The following is a 16,525-nucleotide window of genomic DNA, read 5'->3' on the forward strand; positions in this document are numbered from 1 at the left end:
CGCCGTAAAACCCCGTCCAAGTGCGCTGGCCGCAACGGCCCAAAGGCGAAGCCGACGCACTTGCGCGGGGATATAAGGCGTGGCCGCTGCTACAGCGGTCTGTTTTTTTCTACACTTCATGCCATGCAGTCCGTCAAAACACGTCTATCCAAGTCCGCCCAGCGCCAAGCCGCATTGGGCGTGACGACCAAAGTGTTGTGGCTGCGGATCAAAGACAAACACGCCTACCTCCTTCTGGCGCAAAGCCGGGAAGTGAACATGGTCTGGAACTATTCGCAAGACTTGGCCTTGCAGGTGCTTCATCGCACAGGCAAATTCATGTCGGCCTACGACATGGCCCAATACACCTCAAGGCAGTCGCCCTGCGCTACAAAAATGGCCAAGTTCACTATCAGGGTGTGGCTTTGTCTTTGTGGGACAGCTATGGCCTCAAAGACTACAGCTTGCGCTCGGGTAGCTTCTGTGAGGGCGCGCGGGGCCGCTGGTATATGAACATCACTGTGGACGTGAAAAAGCCTGCAGCATCAACGGGCACCAGCTCGGTCGGCATCGACCTGGGGCTAAAAAATTTTGCGAGTTTCTCAGATGGCGAGAAGATTGAAGCACGACAAATCTATCAGGGTGCTGAAGTTCAATTGGCGACTGCACAGCGGGCAAATGACAAAAAGCGGGTCCAGGCGATCCACGCGCAAATTGCTAACCGTAGAAAAGACTTTCTGCACAAACTCAGTACCCGTCTGGCTAAAGAGAATGGAGCGATATTTGTCGGTGACGTGAATGCTGCTGGGCTGGCAAAAACCAAGATGGCCAAAAGCGTTTTGGATGCAGGCTGGTGCGCATTCAGAACCATGCTGAAGTACAAATGCGATAACGCGGCTGTATGGTTCGATGAAATCAATGAAAGCTATTGCACGCAAGAGTGTTGTGTGTGCCATGCGCGTACCGGCCCCAAGGGCTTGGCCGATTTGGCAGTGCGCGAGTGGTCGTGCAGTGCCTGTGGTGCGCAGCATGACCGGGACACAAATGCGGCCAAGAATATCTTGGCAAGGGGTCTGGCTCTCATGGCTGACTTGGGGTTTTGCCAAATTTCCATTGCAGGGGAGGCGAGAGCCGTTGAAGCTGCAATGAATGAGGTGGTGGGTGCAAGCTCGATCACCGGGGCTGGACATAGCCCTCTGGATGGAGGCATCCCCTTCCAAGTCGCTTAGGCGATTTGCAAGGGGAGGATGTCAAGTAGATTCCCGCGCGTGCGGCGGGTCGCGGCACGGATACATGGAGAGTGAAGGAGAGTTGCAGGGAGCGTGTGTGGAATTTGCCAGAGGCCCCGGGCCAGGGGTAACCAGCCGGGGGTCTGTCAGTGCGTAGCGCTTGGATAAAGCGCTTTGATGTAGAGAAGTATGCCGGCACAGGTGCAGATGAATTTGCTGAATTTCTGCTAATTTAGCCCATTGGCAGAAAATTATTCTGTAAATAGGTGATTCGGTAAATAATTGGCGCATATGGATCGCCTTGATAGAAAAATTCTCTCCGTGTTGCAGGCCAATGCCCGCGCCAGCTTGCAAGAGATCGGCCAGGCCGTTGGCTTGAGCCCGTCGCCGTGCTGGGGGCGCATCAAGAAGATGGAGGAGTCCGGCGTGATTGAGGGCTACACCGTGCGCCTGAACCCGCAGGCGCTGGACTTGGCCGACACCGTGCTGGTGCAGGTGACACTGGACAGCCACTCGGACAACACGCTGGAGAAGTTTGGCGAAACGCTGGCCAGCATTCCCGAGGTGATCGAGGCGCACCTGGTATCGGGTGACTACGACTACCTGCTGCGCGTGGTCGTCAAAGACACGCGCGACTACGAGCGCCTGCTGCGTGAGCAGCTCTACCAAATCAAGGGCATCCGCCACAGCCGCTCCAGCTTTGTGCTGCGCACGCTGAAAAAAGCCGACTTGCCGCTGTTTGTCTCTTAGAGCGCTTTCGCGCTGGCTGAGACAGATGTTGGGTTGAGTACCACCCAACCTACGAATGCCGTGCATCACAATTAATAGCTGCTAGCGCATGTATTTAAAGGGCTAGAAGCCAAAAACAGTATAAATTTGCACCGTAGGTTGGGTGGTACTCCACCCAACTGGCGGCTAAAACCGCGCTGCGCGGCGCAAAATAACAGCCAAATTAGCCTCTAGCCCAATAGATGCGTGCGCTATTAGCTATTAATTTTGATTATTTTTTGGTCATCAACTCAGTAGAAGCGCATCGTCCGACAGCTTTTCGCCGCGCACTTTTTCAAACATGTGCAGCAGGTCGGGCACGTCCATGCGCTGGCGCTCTTCGCCCGAGACGTCCAGCACCACCTGGCCCTGGTGCAGCATCACGGTGCGCTCGCCGACGTCCAGCGCTTGCCTCATGCTGTGCGTGACCATCATGGTGGTCAGTTTGTTTTCCGCGACGATGCGCGCCGTCAGTTGCAGCACAAAGTCTGCCGTGCGTGGGTCGAGGGCGGCGGTGTGCTCGTCCAGCAACAGGATGCGCGACGGCTGCAACGCCGCCATCAGCAGGCTGACAGCTTGGCGCTGGCCGCCTGAGAGCAGGCCGATGCGGTCGGTCAAGCGGTTTTCCAGTCCCAAACCCAGCGTGGACAGCCGCTCGCGGAAGGTGTCGCGCAAGGACGCTTTGACGGCGCTGCGCAGACCGCGCTTGGCGCCGCGTTCTTGTGCCAGCGCCATGTTTTCTTCGATCGTCAGGTCTTCGCAGGTGCCGGCCATCGGGTCTTGAAACACCCGTGCCACGCGCTGCGAACGCGCCCACACCGGCTGGCGCGTGACATCCAAGCCGTCGATAGAGATGCTGCCTTTATCGACCGATTGGTCGCCGGAGATGGCGTTGAGAAAAGTCGATTTGCCCGCGCCGTTGGAGCCAATGACGGTGACGAATTGGCCGGTGGGAATCTCCAGCGACATGCCGCGCAGGGCGCGCATTTCAATCGGCGTGCCGGGGTTGAAGGTGAGTTCGAGTTGTTGGGCGCTCAGCATGGCGTGGTCAGGCGTTAATCGTGCAGTAGTCGAGTGGCGCTCAGGCGCGGCGGCGGGTGAGGCGTTTTTTGAGTTGCGGAATCACGAGTGCAACGATGACCAGCAAGGCGGTGACCAGATTCAGGTCTTGGGCCTTGAGGCCAATGAAGTCGCTGTTCAGCGCCATGGCAATGAAGAAGCGGTAAACGATAGCGCCAATGACCACCGCCAGCGTGGCGTAGATGATGCGGCGTGACGGCAGGATGCTCTCGCCAACGATGACGGCTGCCAGGCCAATCACGATGGTGCCAATACCCATCGAAATGTCCGAGCCGCCCTGCGTCTGCGCAAACAGCGCACCGGCCAAGCCGACCAGGGCGTTGGAAATGGCCATGCCCAGCAGCACCATGGCGCCGGTGTTGACGCCCTGGGAGCGCGCCATGCGGGCATTGGAGCCGGTGGCGCGAATCGCCAGACCGCGCTCGGTCGAGAAAAACCAGTCCAGCAGCAGCTTGGCGGCCATCACGATGACCAGCAGCAGCAAGGGCCGGGCAATGTAGTCGTCCATGCCCTCGGGCTGCAGCAGGGTGAACAAAGTGGGGTCGTTGATCAGCGGTACGTTCGGCCCGCCCATGACGCGCAAGTTGATGGAGTACAGCGCAATCATCATCAAGATGCTGGCCAGCAAGTCCATGATTTTCAGTTTGACGTTCAGCCAGCCGGTCAGCAGGCCGGCGACAGCGCCGGCTGCGGTGGCCGCCAGCGTGGCCAGCCAGGGATTGGTACCGTGGGAAATGAGGATGGCGCAGACGGCGCCACCGAGCGGAAAACTGCCGTCCACCGTCAGATCGGGAAAGCGCAGCAGCCGGAACGAGATGAACACGCCCAGCGCCACCAGACTGAAGATCAGGCCGATTTCAATGGCGCCGAGCAGAGAAAAAAGAGACATGGACGGCCAACAAAGAGAAGAAAGGAAAGCAGGAGCGTCTGTGTGACAGGCCTCCTGCCGGGGGGCAGCGCGCCAGGCGTTGCCCCAAAGGGTCGCTGTCTTATTGAATGACTTGTGCGGCCGACTTGATCAGCGCGTCAGACAGCTTCACGCCTTGCTTTTCAGCGGCGCCGGGGTTCACGAACAGCTCCATCTTGGTGCTGACTTCGGGCTTGATGTCGCCCGGCTTTTCGCCCTTCAGGATGCGCGCTACCATGCGGCCGGTCTGCTCGCCCAGGTCGCGGTAGTTGATGCCAAAAGCGGCAATGGCGCCGCGCTTGACGCTGTCGGTGTCCGAAGCGATGAGCGGAATTTTGGCTTCCTGGCCGACCTTGACCAGCGCTTCATAGGCCGACACCACGTTGTTGTCGGTGTTGGTGTAGATCACATCGACCTTGCCGATCAGGCTGCGTGCGGCGCTGCCGACGTCCACCGAACGCGGTGCGGCGGCTTCCACCAGCGTCATGCCTAGGGTGGGCAGCAGTTTTTGCATTTCTTTCACCACCACCACCGAGTTGGCCTCGCCGGGGTTGTACACCATGCCGATGCGCTTGGCGTTGGGCACCACTTGCTTGACCAGATCCATTTGCTTGTCGAGTGCCAGCAGATCCGACACGCCGGTCACGTTGGTTTTAGAGGGCTCCCAGCTGGGCACCAGCTTGGCGGCGACCGGGTCGGTCACGGCGGAAAACACCACCGGCACGTTCTTGGTCGCAGCGATCACGGCCTGGGCCGAGGGTGTGGCGATGGCAACGATGGCGTCGGGCTTGTCGCCAATGAACTTGCGCGCGATCTGCGCTGCTGTGCCGGTATTGCCCTGGGCGCTCTGGTATTGCCACTTCAGGTTTTTGCCCGATTCAAAACCGGCTTCCTTCAGTGCTGCCTGCACGCCGTCGCGCACCGCATCCAGGGCTGGATGTTCCACGATGGCCGTGACGGCCACCGATTTTTGCTGTGCGTGAACAGGAGCGATGGCCGCCATGGCCAAGGCCAGTGCGCCCAGAGGGGCCCAAGACATTTGCTTCATTTGTTCTCCAACCGATATGTTGTGTTTGCCTGTGTTGCTCTGACAAGGCCGGCGCAGGACACTCGCACGGCCTCGCGGCGAAGTCTACTGCAGCCCCGGCGTTTTTTCACTCAAGCGTTCGGCTGTGTTGGCAGAGGCCGAAAAAAGGTTTTTAACCCGAAAAAATTGAATCAAAAGCGCCTGCATCGCTTACGCTGCAAGCGCTTTCAGCTCTTGTTTTTGCTTTACATGCCCGAGTAGTTCGGCCCACCGCCACCTTCGGGCGTGACCCAGACGATGTTCTGTGTCGGGTCCTTGATGTCGCAGGTTTTGCAGTGCACGCAGTTTTGTGCGTTGATCTGCAGGCGCTGGGCATTGCCGCCCTGGGCTTCATCGGGCACAAATTCGTACACGCCCGCCGGGCAGTAGCGCGCTTCGGGGCCGGCAAATTGGGCCAGATTGATGCGCACCGGCACGGTGGCATCCTTGAGTGTCAGATGAATCGGCTGGTCTTCGGCGTGGTTGGTGTTGCTGATGAACACGCTCGACAGCCGATCAAAGGTCAGCTTGCCATCGGGTTTGGGATAGACGATGGGCTGGCATTCGGCCGCCGGCTTGAGGCAGGCGTAATCGGGCTTGTCGCGGCGCAGTGTCCAGGGCATGTTGCCCTTGAGCACGAACTGCTCGATACCGTTCATCAGCGTGGCTGTGGTGAGGCCTTTTTTGAACCATGACTTGAAGTTGCGGCTCTTGTTCAGCTCGGTGTGCAGCCAGCTGTTCTCGAATGCGCGCGGGTAGGCGCTCAATTCGTCGTGCTGGCGTCCTGCCTGCAGGGCGTCGTAGGCGGCTTCAGCGGCCAACATGCCGGTCTTGATGGCAGCGTGGCTGCCCTTGATGCGGCTGACGTTCATGTAGCCGGCTTCGCAGCCGACCAGTGCGCCACCGGGGAACACGGTCTTGGGCAGCGACATCAGGCCGCCGGCGGTCAGGGCGCGGGCGCCGTAGCCCAGCCGCTTGGCCGGTTTGATGCCCTTGGCGGCGTCGCCTTCGAGGTACCAGCGGATATTGGGGTGCGTCTTCCAGCGCTGCATTTCCTCAAACGGGCTGAGGTAGGGGTTGCTGTAGTCCAGACCGGTGATGAAACCCAACGTGACCTTGTTGTCTTCCATGTGGTACAGAAATGCGCCGCCGTAGGTATCGCTGTTCATCGGCCAGCCAGCGGTGTGCAGTACAAAGCCGGGCTGGTGGCGCTGCGGGTCGATCTCCCACAGCTCTTTGATGCCCAGGCCATAAGCCTGCGGATCGCAGCCGTCGTCCAGCTTGAAGCGGGCGATCAGCTGGCGGCCTAGGCTGCCGCGCGAACCTTCGGCAAAGATGGTGTATTTGGCGTGCAACTCCATTCCCAGCTGAAAGTCGCCGGTGGGCTCGCTCTCGCGGTTGACGCCCATATTGCCGGTGGCCACGCCCTTGACGCTGCCGTCCTCGTTGTAGAGCACTTCCGCGGCGGCAAAGCCGGGGAAAATTTCCACGCCCAGGCCTTCGGCCTGCTCGGCCAGCCAGCGCGTGACATTGCCCAGGCTGACGATGTAGTTGCCATGGTTCTGAAAGCACTGGGGCAAGACAAAATTGGGCGTGCGAAAGGACGATTTTTCGCCCAGAAACACCATGGCGTCGTCGGTGACCGGCTGGTTCAGCGGGGCACCGAGTTCTTTCCAGTTGGGGATCAGCTCGCTCAAAGCCTTGGGATCCATGATGGCGCCCGAGAGGGTGTGCGCGCCGGGCTCGGAGCCTTTTTCCAGCACCACCACCGAGACCTCCTGGCCGTTTTTGGCTGCCAGTTGCTTGAGGCGAATGGCGGTGGACAGGCCGGCGGGGCCGCCGCCGACGACGACCACGTCGTATTCCATGGCTTCGCGCGGGCCGTATTGGGCAAGGATTTCTTCGTGGGTCATGGGCTTCTCGTCAGGTATGGGAGGATGGGGTGATTCTTTACGAACAGAGCGCGCAAGCCCTGTCAGACGGGCGACTGATTGTATTCAGTGGGTAAGAGACAATGGAACGCGCGTTCTATTTTTGTGCGTGCTGCGCTGCAGTGCTGCCGCAGCGTTGAGAGTGTTTGTATTTACCAGTGGTGAGCGTATGAAAATCGAAATACCTGAAGTCAAGAAATTTGCATTTGAGATGGTGATGCCCGTCCGTTGGGGCGATATGGACGCCATGGGGCATGTCAACAATACGGTCTATTTTCGCTACATGGAAACGGCGCGTATCGAGTGGCTGTCCGCCATTGGCGCTGTTCCCGATCCCAAGGGCCACGGGCCAGTCATCGTGAATGCGTTCTGTAATTTCTACAAACAGCTGGAATATCCGGCAGACGTGCTGGTGAAGATGTATGTCAGCGATCCGCAGCGCACCACGTTTGAGACCTGGTGCACGCTGGAGCGTGTGGACCAGCCTGGCGTGATCAGCGCCGCCGGCGGCGCCACCACCATCTGGGTCGATTTTCAGCAGCAAAAAGCGGTCGATCTGCCAGCCGGCATCCGGGCTTTGGTCACTCCCTGATTTCAGGTTAAAAAAGCTTGAAACGCTTACTGAGTAAGCGCTATAAGCTATCAAAATAGAAATTCATTTCTGCCGTGGTATGCGGCCCATGAGATAGAACTCGGGGTTGGGCTGCATGTCGGCAAAGCTGGCCATGCGGTTGGACAGGCCAAAGAAGGCGGTGATGGCGGCGATGTCCCAAGCGTCTTCGTCGTCAAAGCCGTGCGCCTGCAGGGCGGCAAAGTCGGCTTCGCCCAAGGCGTGCGCGCTTTGGCAGACCTTCATGGCGAAGTCGAGCATGGCGCGTTGGCGCGGCGTGATGTCGGCCTTGTGGTAGTTCACGGCTACCTGATCGGCGACGAAGGGCTTTTTCTCGTAGATGCGCAAGATGGCACCGTGCGCCACCACGCAGTACAGGCACTGGTTGGCAGCGCTGGTGGCGGTGACGATCATCTCGCGATCGCCCTTGGTCAGCGAGCCTTCTTCTCTCAGCATCAGCGCGTCGTGGTAGGCAAAGAAGGCGTGCCATTCTGCGGGGCGACGGGCAAAAGCGAGGAAGACGTTGGGTATAAAACCGGCTTTTTCCTGCACTTGCAGAATGCGCTCGCGGATATCTTGCGGCAGGCTGTTCAGATCAGGGAAGGGGTAGCGAGTGGACATCGATCTAGGTCTCCTTGTGGACGCGCTTTGGTCGGCGCTTTGAGGGCGGAAGTTGCACAGCATAACCCTCTGATGCAGGGTTCGCGTCGTCTGTGTGGCCGATGAAAAACGCCCCGGGCCGGGCGGCGCGGGGGGGGGTGGTCGGCGCTGGCTGGATTATTTACAGCTTGCCAGCCCGAAAGGCGTCAATGGCCGCAGCCACGCCGGCGCCGTAGGCCGAGTCCGCTTGGGTGCAGTGCGCGACTCGTTTTGCGCATTGATGAAGTTGTAAGTGGGTGAGCCCTTGGCGTGCATGCGGCGCTCAGGGATCATTTCGGGGTGGAAATGGGCCAGCTTTTTTCCTTGTGTGAGGCGAGTCAAGCACTATGGAGAGGTGGATTCATTGTCTGTGGTGGTGTCTTGATGGCCAGCGCAAAGCGATTGTTTTCACAAGACGCTGATAGCCCCGATGCTTCAGAGCGGTGCGCGTGGCAGCTGTTTCAGCCGGCGATCAACTTGTGCACCAGGTCGGCTGCCGTGGAGGCGCTGTATTTGCGCATCAGGCGAGCGCGGTAAATTTCAACGGTGCGGTGGCTGATCAAGAGGGCTTTGCCGATCTCTTTGGAGGTCATGCCCTGTAGCAGGCGGGCTGCCACTTCACGTTCGCGCCCGGTCAGTTCGGCCTTGACGACACGCTGTGAACTGAGGTCTTCAAAGCTCCAGATGCCCGAGGCGTGCGGTGCATCACGGTTCAGGGCGCGCCCCGAGACATGGCACCAAAACATCTCGTTGTTGGCGCGTTTCATGATGCGGTCATCGGAGTAGTAGCCCTTGATGTTCAAAATGGGCGCCATGTGCGCACCCAGGCGCTCGTATTCGTCCGGGCTAGGGTACAAAATCTGGAACGATTGGCCTAGCAACACTTCGCGCGAGGCGCCGAACATTTCGCATACTTGGCGGTTGCAATCGATCATGGTGCGGTTGCGCGAGAGCACCAAACCCACGGGGGCCATATCAAAAGCCTGCCGGTAGTCAACATCGATCATGAAGTTAGTGCAATTCTTTAGGGATAACTACGTAATGTATTACGTAGTATCTTCAAGATATTAAATTTCAAGGAGACTGTTGTGAACAAAGTGTTTCCCTCGGCAGCCGCAGCCCTGCAGGGCGTGGTTGCAGACGGCCAGCTTTTGGCTGTGGGCGGTTTCGGGCTGTGTGGCATTCCCGAGGCCTTGATTGATGCGCTGCGCGACTCGGGCGTCAAAAATCTGACGGTGATTTCCAACAATGCGGGTGTCGATGGCTTTGGCCTGGGCAAGTTGCTGGAAACGCGCCAGATCAAAAAGATGATTTCCAGCTATGTCGGCGAGAACAAGGAGTTCGAGCGCCAATACCTGGCGGGCGAACTGGAGCTGGAGTTCACCCCCCAGGGCACGCTGGCCGAGAAGCTGCGCGCGGGCGGTGCGGGCATTCCGGCTTTCTTTACCAAGACTGGTGTGGGTACTCTGGTGGCCGAGGGTAAGGAATTGCGCGAATTTGACGGCGAAACCTACGTCATGGAGCGCGCACTGGTGCCGGAGGTGGCGCTGGTCAAGGCGCACCGCGCCGACAAATCTGGCAATTTGCAGTTTCGCCTGACGGCGCGCAACTTCAACCCGGCCGCTGCCATGGCCGGCAAGATGTGCATCGTCGAGGTGGAAGAAATTGTCGAGACCGGCGACATGGTCCCCGATGAAGTGCATCTGCCGGGTATTTATGTGCACCGCATTGTGCACAACCCGCATCCGGAAAAGCGCATTGAAAAGCGCACTTTGACCGAAACTAAATCTTAATTTTGCGCGGCAGCACAGGAGAACACACCATGGCTTGGACACAGGACCAGATGGCCGCACGCGCGGCGCAAGAGTTGGAAGACGGTTTTTACGTCAACCTGGGCATTGGCATCCCCACGCTGGTGGCCAATTTCACGGGCGACAAGGAAGTGTGGCTGCAGTCCGAGAATGGCATGCTCGGCATTGGCCCGTTCCCGACGGAAGACCAGGTGGATGCCGACCTGATCAACGCCGGCAAACAGACCGTCACTACCCTCAAAGGGTCGTCTATTTTCGGCAGCCACGACAGCTTTGCCATGATCCGTGGCGGCAAGATCAACCTGTCCATCCTGGGCGCCATGCAGGTCAGCGAAAAGGGCGATCTGGCCAACTGGATGATCCCCGGAAAAATGGTCAAGGGCATGGGCGGCGCGATGGATCTGGTTGCGGGCGTCAAGCGCGTCATCGTGCTGATGGAGCATGTGGCACGCAAAAAAGATGGCACCGAAGATATGAAAATCCTGCCTGCCTGTACGTTGCCGCTGACGGGTGTGGGCGTGGTTGATCGGATCATCACCGACCTGGCCGTGATGGATGTCACGCCTGAAGGCTTGAAGGTCATTGAACTGGCCCCGGGCGTGAGCTTTGAGGCACTACAGGCTAAAACCGGCGTAACCTTGCTGCACTGAGCTGGCGCGCGTTCCCGTACTTTCAGAGGCCCGCTTGTGCGGGCCTTTGCTATGGGGCAGTCGGTCCAGGGCATCGGTCCAGCAGGAATTTTTGATGCCCTTTATCCCGACACACCGTATATTTGTCTGGTTTGTCTTTGTTCTTACTGCATGAACGATATTCTTGCCTCGACCAGCGCTCCTGAAAGCTCCCATTACCTGCGTGCCGTGACAGACATGGCGCAGCAGTGCGCTGTGGTGGCACAAGATGCCATCTATACCGATAACGGCATCAAACTGGTCGATAAAGGCGTGCAAATTAACGGCCACTTGTACGATCGGTTGGTGCAACACAAATTGCGCGAACCCATCGACAGCCATCTGTCGGTGGAGGGCGCAGTCAATACCGAATGCCTGCTTGCTGCTGCGCTGGCGTTGACCGATAGTGCGCCGCTGGCCCGGTTGCTGGTGCAGAAGATGGGCTCGGCACAAGCGCTGCTGGCGCCGCTGCAGGCGATGCCTTTGCCCGCTTCCATGGCCTTTAAATTGACCGTGATGCGCGAGCAGCGCCCGGATCTGTTCCAGCACAGCGTGCTGATGGTGCTGGTGGCGGGTTTTCTGGGTATCCAGTCGGGATTGAAAGAGGACCAGCGTGTGGCCTTGGCGGCCGCTGCGCTGCTGCACGATATTGGGGTGCTGCACATGGATTCGGCTTGGCTTGACCCCCAGCACACCATGACTGGCGCCGAGCGCAAGCACTTGGTGGCCCATCCCATCACGGCCATGCTGATGGTGCGCGATGCCCAGGTGTATCCGCGTGCCGTGGAAGTGGCCGTCATGGAGCACCACGAGCGCCTGGATGGCACCGGCTACCCGCGCAGCCTGATGGGGGAGCAGATCTCGCCGTTGGGCCGCATTCTTTTGTTGTCTGAGGTGGTGACGGCGTTTTATGACAAATACCCCGATACCCCAGCGCAGCAACTGGCCTTGGTGCTGCGACTGAACTACCGTAAATTTCCGGCCGATCTCAGCGCTCAGGTGCTGGTGTTGTTGCACAACAAAGAGCGCTCTCCGGATGCCGATCTGGCGCCGCTGGGCGCCGATGCCTCGCGTTACATCGATTCACTGGGACAGGCGTTTGCCCTGTGGGAAAGTGCTAAACAGAGTGTCCCCGAGCCTGCTCTGGCGCAGGCGATGGCCCAGGGCGGCAATAACTTGCTAGGTTTCGTTGACGTTCGTTTGCGCGCCTTGGCCAAAGTCCTGGCCGAGGCTGGTGCCCACCCTGATCAGCAAAGTGTCGTCATCGAGCAATTGCAAGGCGATGACGCCGGTCTGGCCGAGATCGCCGTGGTCTGGCGCGAAGCCTTGTGGCAGTTGCAAAACATCGTCAATGCAGGCCAGCGCCGTTGGCCTGCCAGCCTAGAGCGTACGCACCCGGCGGATGTGGTTGCGGCGCAGTGGTGCGAGAAGGTACATAGGCCGATGTAGCGCCCCGGCGGGCCTCTGCGAAGCAGCAGGGCAGTGGCTGCCTAAAATGCCTTGCCATGCACCATGCCCCCTTGTCCCTTCTTTTACCGATGCGCAACGGTGTCAGCCCCAGTTGCGTGGCGCTGCCGCACCAAGGCGAGGGCACGATGCTCGATTTTTTGCTACATCGTCTGCCCGGTGTGGGCCAGGAAGAATGGCTCCAGCGCATGGCTGCAGGCGACGTGGTGGACGAGCGCGGAGCGCTGGTCACACCTGGGCGCGCCTTTGAGCGCGGCCTGCGCCTGTATTACTACCGCAGCCTGCCCGCCGAGCCCGCGCTGCCGTTTCTGGAAACTATTCTCTACCAGGACGAGCATCTGCTGGTGGCCGACAAACCGCATTTCATGCCAGTCACGCCGTCGGGCCCGTACCTGCAGCACACCCTGCTGGTGCGTCTCAAGCAGCGCCTGGGTTTGGCCGATCTGGTGCCCTTGCATCGCATTGACCGGGACACCGCCGGACTGGTGCTTTTTTCTGTGCAGCCCAGAACCCGCGGCGCCTATCACAGCCTGTTTCGCGACCACCACATCACCAAGCACTACGAAGCGGTGGCGCCCTGGCGCACCGACCTGGCGTTTCCACGCGAGCACCGCAGCCGCATGGTCGAAAGTGAGCAGTTTTTTCGTATGCAAGAGGTACCGGGTACGTCCAATACCTTGACCCGCATCGAGGTACAACAAGTACTCGGTCCCTGGGCCCGCTACCGCCTCGCGCCCGTCACCGGCAAGCGCCACCAGTTGCGCGTTCACATGGCAGCGCTGGGACTGCCACTGCGCAACGATGCTTTCTATCCCGAGTTGAACGACCCGCCCGAAGGTGACTTCTCGCGCCCACTGCAACTGCTGGCGCGCTCGCTGGCGTTTACCGACCCGCTGACGGGGCAGGCGCGCTACTTTGAGAGTCAGCGCCAGTTGCTGCCGCTGTAAAAATAATAGCTGCTAGTGCACGTATCTATTAGGTTTGAGAGTAAAAACAGCTTAAAACTGTTTAAATACGTGCGCTAGTAGCTATCAAATTAAAAGATGCCAGCATTTTGCGGCATCGCTTGTTTGCCATCACGCCCCCAAAACACTCCGCCACTGTCCCGCATGGCCCTCAAAAAATCTGAACTTTATGCATCCCTCTGGAAGTCCTGCGACGAGCTGCGCGGCGGCATGGATGCCAGCCAGTACAAAGACTATGTGCTGGTGCTGCTGTTCGTTAAATACGTCTCCGACAAATACGCCGGCAACCCGGACGCGCTGATTGAAGTGCCCGCTGGCGGCAGCTTTGCCGACATGGTGGCGCTCAAAAAACGACAAAGAAATCGGCGACAAGATCAACAAGCTGGTGGGCCAAGCTGGGCGTTCAGGTAGCCCACTGGGGCATCAAAAAGATGAAAACCAAATGGGGCTCATGCAATGTGGATGCCCGGCGCATTTGGTTGAACCTGGAGCTGGCCAAGAAGCCGGTGCAGTGCTTGGAATAGATCGTGCTGCATGAGCTGATCCACCTCATAGAGCGCCGTCAAAACGAGCGCTTTACCGCGCTCATGGATCAACATATGCCCGACTGGCCACAACGCCGCAAACTGCTCAACAGCACACTGCTGGCACATGAGCATTGGGGCTACTGAAACCTGCACCACCGTCGCCAACGCCTTGGCATCTGGGCTTCACCCGGTTCATAAACTTATCAAAAACTAGAACTGCAGGTTGTGAAGAGTATGAACTAGGGCCTGTTATTGAAGTCATGTTCAAATGAAGCCTCATTTTTGAGGATTTCCAATGACACAACAGCACCATGCTCTGAGCGATAAGCAATGGGAGCGCATGTCTGCCCATCTTCCCCCTGTTCTGGGTCGGCCTGGACGCAATGACCGTCTGTTTATTGATGGCGTTCTCTGGATCGCTAAAACAGGTTCTCCTTGGCGTGATCTGCCTGCACATCTGGGTGCATGGGCACAGGTGTACCAGCGCTTTGCCCGCTGGAGCGAGCGGGGGCATTTCAATGCGCTGTTTCTGGCGTTGCAAGAGCCCGATCACGAGCAATTGAGGGTGGATGGGACTTCTTGCAAGGCACACCAGGCGTCTGCCGGGGCTCAAAAAAAAATGGTCCTTAAGCAATTGGCGTCTCTCGCGGTGGGCTGAACACCAAAATCCATGCGGTATGCGATGCCTTGGGCAATCCTTTGCGCTTCAAGTTAACGCCCGGCAATACTTCCGACACAGTTGAATTGATAGGGTTGATCCAGGGCTTGGCGGGGCAGCAGCTACTGGCCGATAAAGCCTACGACAGTGATGCCATCGTGCAGGAGGCGATGGACAAAGGCATGGAGGTGGTCATTCCACCCAAGGCCAATCGCAAAGAAAAACGAGCGTTTGATGCGCTGAAGTACCGGGCGCGTCATTTGGTGGAGAACCTGCGTCAAAGCATGAAAGTCTACCGAAGAGTGGCAATGCGCTATGAGAAGCTCAATACCCGCTTTCTCAGCATCGTCTACTTGGTAGGCGCCATGAAATGGCTCCATTAACTTCAATAACACGCACCGGGCCGACCAAAGCGGCCAGCGTTTTGCTGGCGCCATGAAATGGCTCCATTAACTTCAATAACACGCCCTAGGACGTATTTAATGACTCGCCAAACAAAAAACCCCAAGTGAATCAATCACTTGGGGTTATATATGGCGGAGAAGGCGGGATTCGAACCCGCGGTGGGGATAAACCCACACACGCTTTCCAGGCGTGCGACTTAAACCACTCATCCACCTCTCCTAAGCCTACTATTGTAGCAGCGCTTTCAAGGTGTTTTCTCCCACTGGCTCCCAGATATCCCATAAAGAATTGTAGTGCGCATCCCTTCAGCGCGTTCAGCGAGCGGTTTGCTGGGTCTGCACCATCTTCATCGCTGAGCCAATCAACGCTGACACCTCGGTCATGTTGCTGGGCACGATGAGGGTGGTGGTCGCGTCGGCGGCAACTTTGCCGTAGGCGTCGATGGCTTTTTCAGCGACTTTGAGCTGTACGGCTTGCTCACCACCGGGCTGTGCGATGGCCAGTGCTACGCGCTCGATGGCTTGGGCAGTGGCGCTGGCCACCGTCAGGATGGCGGCAGCTTGGCCTTGGGCGTTGTTGATGGCGGCCTGCTTTTCGCCCTCTGAGCGGGCAATGAAGGCTTCGCGCTCTCCGGTGGCGATGTTGATTTGCTCTTGGCGGCGGCCTTCGGAGGCGGCGATCAAGGCACGCTTTTCGCGCTCGGCGGTGATTTGCGCTTGCATCGAGCGCAGGATTTCAGCGGGTGGCGTCAGGTCTTTGATTTCGTAGCGCAGCACTTTGACACCCCAGTTCAGGGCAGCTTCGTCAATCGCTTGCACCACCTGGGCGTTGATGATGCCGCGCTCTTCAAAGGTTTTGTCCAGCTCCAACTTGCCAATCACGCTGCGCAGCGAGGTTTGCGCCAGCTGGGTGATGGCCATGATGTAGTTGCTCGACCCATAGCTGGCGCGCATCGGGTCGGTGACCTGGAAGTACAGCACGCCATCGACTTGCAACTGGGTGTTGTCGCGGGTGATACAGACCTGACTGGGTACGTCGAGCGGAATTTCTTTCAGGCTGTGCTTGTAGGCGACGCGGTCGATGAAGGGGACGAGAAAATTCAGCCCGGGGCTGAGGGTGCCGGCGTATTTACCCAGGCGCTCCTTGACCCAGGCGTTTTGCTGGGGCACGACCTTGACCGAGCGTGCAATGAAGATCACGGCAATGACGAAGATGACGAGAGCGATTTCCATGGGAAGCCTTTCAGGAGTTTGAGGAGATCAGCAGAGATTTACAGCGGATCGACCAGTAGACGGTTGCCCACCAGTTCGGCGACGCGGTGCATGCCGGTGGAAGGGTGTACGCCAGGGCGGTGGATGGCTGTCCAGGCAGCGCCGCGGTATTGCACGGTGGCGGTGCCATCGGGGTTCCAGCTTTCGATTAATAGCGTTTCGCCCACGTCCAGGTTGACGCTGCGGTCAGCACGGGGCGAAGGATCGCCGGGGCGTTTCTTTTTGATGAAATACCACACTACCACCGCACCGCCGCCCACCAGTGCTGCCGTCACGATTTGCCCGGGCATCGGCATCCCCACATGTGCGGCCACTGCGGCTGCGGCCAAGCCGACAGCGACCATCAGCAGGTAAAACGTGCCGAGCATCAACTCCATGCCCACAGTCGCACCGGCCAATAGCCACCAGAGGGTGGATTCCTCCATATCTCTCTCCTTCAGGGTTTGTCTGTAGTGCGCCACATTCTGGGACATAAAGGCAGCGCGCCCCAAGGCAGGGGGAGTTATTCCGTACACTTCGCGCCTATTTTGTTTTTTAGCCGGGC

The 16,525-nt window shown here is 58.7% G+C and carries 18 protein-coding genes, 1 tRNA gene and 2 pseudogenes; 12 read left to right on the forward strand and 9 right to left on the reverse strand.

From position 1 onward, the window contains the following. From Q390_RS20185 to Q390_RS0115795, 3 genes and pseudogenes are all read left to right on the forward strand, one after another. A pseudogene (locus Q390_RS20185) lies at positions 1-492 on the forward strand (hypothetical protein); the annotation flags it as partial. Further along, positions 489-1,208: an RNA-guided endonuclease InsQ/TnpB family protein gene (locus Q390_RS20190; protein ID WP_211250457.1), complete on the forward strand. Its 720-nt coding sequence runs from the start codon at positions 489-491 to the stop codon at positions 1,206-1,208. The pseudogene Q390_RS20185 and the gene Q390_RS20190, both read left to right, overlap by 4 nt. A gap of 291 nt (positions 1,209-1,499) precedes the next feature. Further along, a complete protein-coding gene (locus tag Q390_RS0115795; protein WP_027996933.1) occupies positions 1,500-1,958 on the forward strand; it encodes an Lrp/AsnC family transcriptional regulator in 459 nt (152 codons plus the stop codon). Positions 1,959-2,222: 264 nt separating this feature from the next. Here Q390_RS0115795 and Q390_RS0115800 read toward each other — a convergent pair whose 3' ends face one another. The 4 genes from Q390_RS0115800 to Q390_RS0115815 all read right to left on the reverse strand — a co-directional run bounded on the left by Q390_RS0115800 (position 2,223) and on the right by Q390_RS0115815 (position 6,942). Further along, the gene (locus Q390_RS0115800) at positions 2,223-3,017 is read right to left on the reverse strand and encodes an ABC transporter ATP-binding protein (RefSeq protein WP_027996934.1); all 795 of its coding nucleotides are present in this window, start codon (positions 3,015-3,017) and stop codon (positions 2,223-2,225) included. 40 nt (positions 3,018-3,057) lie between these two features. Further along, positions 3,058-3,945 (reverse strand): ABC transporter permease, encoded by an 888-nt coding sequence (locus tag Q390_RS0115805; RefSeq protein ID WP_027996935.1) that lies wholly within the window; start codon positions 3,943-3,945, stop codon positions 3,058-3,060. A 100-nt stretch (positions 3,946-4,045) separates the two neighbouring features. Next, a complete protein-coding gene (locus tag Q390_RS0115810; protein WP_027996936.1) occupies positions 4,046-5,011 on the reverse strand; it encodes an ABC transporter substrate-binding protein in 966 nt (321 codons plus the stop codon). 224 nt (positions 5,012-5,235) lie between these two features. Beyond that, entirely contained in the window at positions 5,236-6,942 is a 1,707-nt protein-coding gene (locus Q390_RS0115815; RefSeq protein WP_027996937.1) for an electron transfer flavoprotein-ubiquinone oxidoreductase, read from the reverse strand. Between the two features lie 187 nt (positions 6,943-7,129). On the opposite strand from Q390_RS0115815, the gene Q390_RS0115820 reads away from it, so the two are divergent. Continuing rightward, complete coding sequence (locus Q390_RS0115820) at positions 7,130-7,552, forward strand: acyl-CoA thioesterase (RefSeq protein WP_027996938.1); 423 nt, start codon at positions 7,130-7,132, stop codon at positions 7,550-7,552. Positions 7,553-7,615: 63 nt separating this feature from the next. On the opposite strand, the gene Q390_RS0115825 is transcribed toward Q390_RS0115820, so the two are convergent. Next, entirely contained in the window at positions 7,616-8,191 is a 576-nt protein-coding gene (locus Q390_RS0115825; protein WP_027996939.1) for a peroxidase-related enzyme, read from the reverse strand. A gap of 479 nt (positions 8,192-8,670) precedes the next feature. Beyond that, positions 8,671-9,213, reverse strand: coding sequence for a PAS and helix-turn-helix domain-containing protein (locus tag Q390_RS0115830; protein ID WP_027996940.1), 543 nt, complete (start codon positions 9,211-9,213; stop codon positions 8,671-8,673). Positions 9,214-9,297: 84 nt separating this feature from the next. Between Q390_RS0115830 and Q390_RS0115835 the strand changes: the two genes are divergently transcribed. From Q390_RS0115835 to Q390_RS20585, 8 genes and pseudogenes are all read left to right on the forward strand, one after another. Beyond that, positions 9,298-10,002, forward strand: a complete 705-nt coding sequence (locus Q390_RS0115835) for a CoA transferase subunit A (protein WP_027996941.1) — start codon at positions 9,298-9,300, stop codon at positions 10,000-10,002. A gap of 29 nt (positions 10,003-10,031) precedes the next feature. Further along, on the forward strand, positions 10,032-10,670 hold the full coding sequence (locus Q390_RS0115840; RefSeq protein ID WP_027996942.1) for a 3-oxoacid CoA-transferase subunit B: 639 nt from the start codon (positions 10,032-10,034) through the stop codon (positions 10,668-10,670). 150 nt (positions 10,671-10,820) lie between these two features. After that, positions 10,821-12,137 (forward strand): HD-GYP domain-containing protein, encoded by a 1,317-nt coding sequence (locus Q390_RS0115845; RefSeq protein WP_027996943.1) that lies wholly within the window; start codon positions 10,821-10,823, stop codon positions 12,135-12,137. Positions 12,138-12,193: 56 nt separating this feature from the next. Then, positions 12,194-13,102, forward strand: a complete 909-nt coding sequence (locus Q390_RS0115850) for a pseudouridine synthase (protein ID WP_027996944.1) — start codon at positions 12,194-12,196, stop codon at positions 13,100-13,102. Between the two features lie 162 nt (positions 13,103-13,264). After that, positions 13,265-13,531 carry a type I restriction-modification system subunit M N-terminal domain-containing protein gene (locus Q390_RS20195; protein ID WP_027996945.1) on the forward strand — a complete coding sequence of 89 codons (267 nt, stop codon included), beginning with the start codon at positions 13,265-13,267 and terminating at the stop codon, positions 13,529-13,531. Then, positions 13,516-13,791: pseudogene (locus tag Q390_RS20200) on the forward strand (M48 family metallopeptidase). The gene Q390_RS20195 and the pseudogene Q390_RS20200 overlap by 16 nt, the downstream one beginning before the upstream one ends. A gap of 151 nt (positions 13,792-13,942) precedes the next feature. Continuing rightward, positions 13,943-14,305 (forward strand): IS5 family transposase, encoded by a 363-nt coding sequence (locus tag Q390_RS20580; RefSeq protein WP_027996947.1) that lies wholly within the window; start codon positions 13,943-13,945, stop codon positions 14,303-14,305. Between the two features lie 8 nt (positions 14,306-14,313). Next, positions 14,314-14,688, forward strand: coding sequence for a transposase (locus tag Q390_RS20585; protein ID WP_084153962.1), 375 nt, complete (start codon positions 14,314-14,316; stop codon positions 14,686-14,688). Between the two features lie 151 nt (positions 14,689-14,839). Here Q390_RS20585 and Q390_RS0115875 read toward each other — a convergent pair. The 3 genes from Q390_RS0115875 to Q390_RS0115885 all read right to left on the reverse strand — a co-directional run bounded on the left by Q390_RS0115875 (position 14,840) and on the right by Q390_RS0115885 (position 16,406). Next, positions 14,840-14,929: transfer RNA gene (locus tag Q390_RS0115875), tRNA-Ser, on the reverse strand. Positions 14,930-15,024: 95 nt separating this feature from the next. Continuing rightward, positions 15,025-15,942 carry an SPFH domain-containing protein gene (locus Q390_RS0115880; RefSeq protein WP_027996949.1) on the reverse strand — a complete coding sequence of 306 codons (918 nt, stop codon included), beginning with the start codon at positions 15,940-15,942 and terminating at the stop codon, positions 15,025-15,027. Between the two features lie 38 nt (positions 15,943-15,980). Beyond that, the gene (locus Q390_RS0115885) at positions 15,981-16,406 is read right to left on the reverse strand and encodes an NfeD family protein (protein WP_027996950.1); all 426 of its coding nucleotides are present in this window, start codon (positions 16,404-16,406) and stop codon (positions 15,981-15,983) included. Positions 16,407-16,525: the final 119 nt, after the last annotated feature.

Origin of the sequence: Simplicispira psychrophila DSM 11588 (assembly GCF_000688255.1) — a bacterium.
Taxonomy (GTDB): Bacteria; Pseudomonadota; Gammaproteobacteria; order Burkholderiales; family Burkholderiaceae_C; genus Simplicispira; species Simplicispira psychrophila.

Excerpts from the sequence above, each read along its gene's own strand:
- Q390_RS20190 (WP_211250457.1), top strand. The coding sequence starts at position 489 with ATGAACATCACTGTGGACGTGAAAAAGCCTGCAGCATCAACGGGCACC.
- Q390_RS0115795 (WP_027996933.1), top strand. The coding sequence starts at position 1,500 with ATGGATCGCCTTGATAGAAAAATTCTCTCCGTGTTGCAGGCCAATGCC.
- Q390_RS0115800 (WP_027996934.1), bottom strand. The coding sequence starts at position 3,017 with ATGCTGAGCGCCCAACAACTCGAACTCACCTTCAACCCCGGCACGCCG.
- Q390_RS0115805 (WP_027996935.1), bottom strand. The coding sequence starts at position 3,945 with ATGTCTCTTTTTTCTCTGCTCGGCGCCATTGAAATCGGCCTGATCTTC.
- Q390_RS0115810 (WP_027996936.1), bottom strand. The coding sequence starts at position 5,011 with ATGAAGCAAATGTCTTGGGCCCCTCTGGGCGCACTGGCCTTGGCCATG.
- Q390_RS0115815 (WP_027996937.1), bottom strand. The coding sequence starts at position 6,942 with ATGACCCACGAAGAAATCCTTGCCCAATACGGCCCGCGCGAAGCCATG.
- Q390_RS0115820 (WP_027996938.1), top strand. The coding sequence starts at position 7,130 with ATGAAAATCGAAATACCTGAAGTCAAGAAATTTGCATTTGAGATGGTG.
- Q390_RS0115825 (WP_027996939.1), bottom strand. The coding sequence starts at position 8,191 with ATGTCCACTCGCTACCCCTTCCCTGATCTGAACAGCCTGCCGCAAGAT.
- Q390_RS0115840 (WP_027996942.1), top strand. The coding sequence starts at position 10,032 with ATGGCTTGGACACAGGACCAGATGGCCGCACGCGCGGCGCAAGAGTTG.
- Q390_RS0115845 (WP_027996943.1), top strand. The coding sequence starts at position 10,821 with ATGAACGATATTCTTGCCTCGACCAGCGCTCCTGAAAGCTCCCATTAC.
- Q390_RS0115850 (WP_027996944.1), top strand. The coding sequence starts at position 12,194 with ATGCACCATGCCCCCTTGTCCCTTCTTTTACCGATGCGCAACGGTGTC.
- Q390_RS20195 (WP_027996945.1), top strand. The coding sequence starts at position 13,265 with ATGGCCCTCAAAAAATCTGAACTTTATGCATCCCTCTGGAAGTCCTGC.
- Q390_RS20580 (WP_027996947.1), top strand. The coding sequence starts at position 13,943 with ATGACACAACAGCACCATGCTCTGAGCGATAAGCAATGGGAGCGCATG.
- Q390_RS0115880 (WP_027996949.1), bottom strand. The coding sequence starts at position 15,942 with ATGGAAATCGCTCTCGTCATCTTCGTCATTGCCGTGATCTTCATTGCA.
- Q390_RS0115885 (WP_027996950.1), bottom strand. The coding sequence starts at position 16,406 with ATGGAGGAATCCACCCTCTGGTGGCTATTGGCCGGTGCGACTGTGGGC.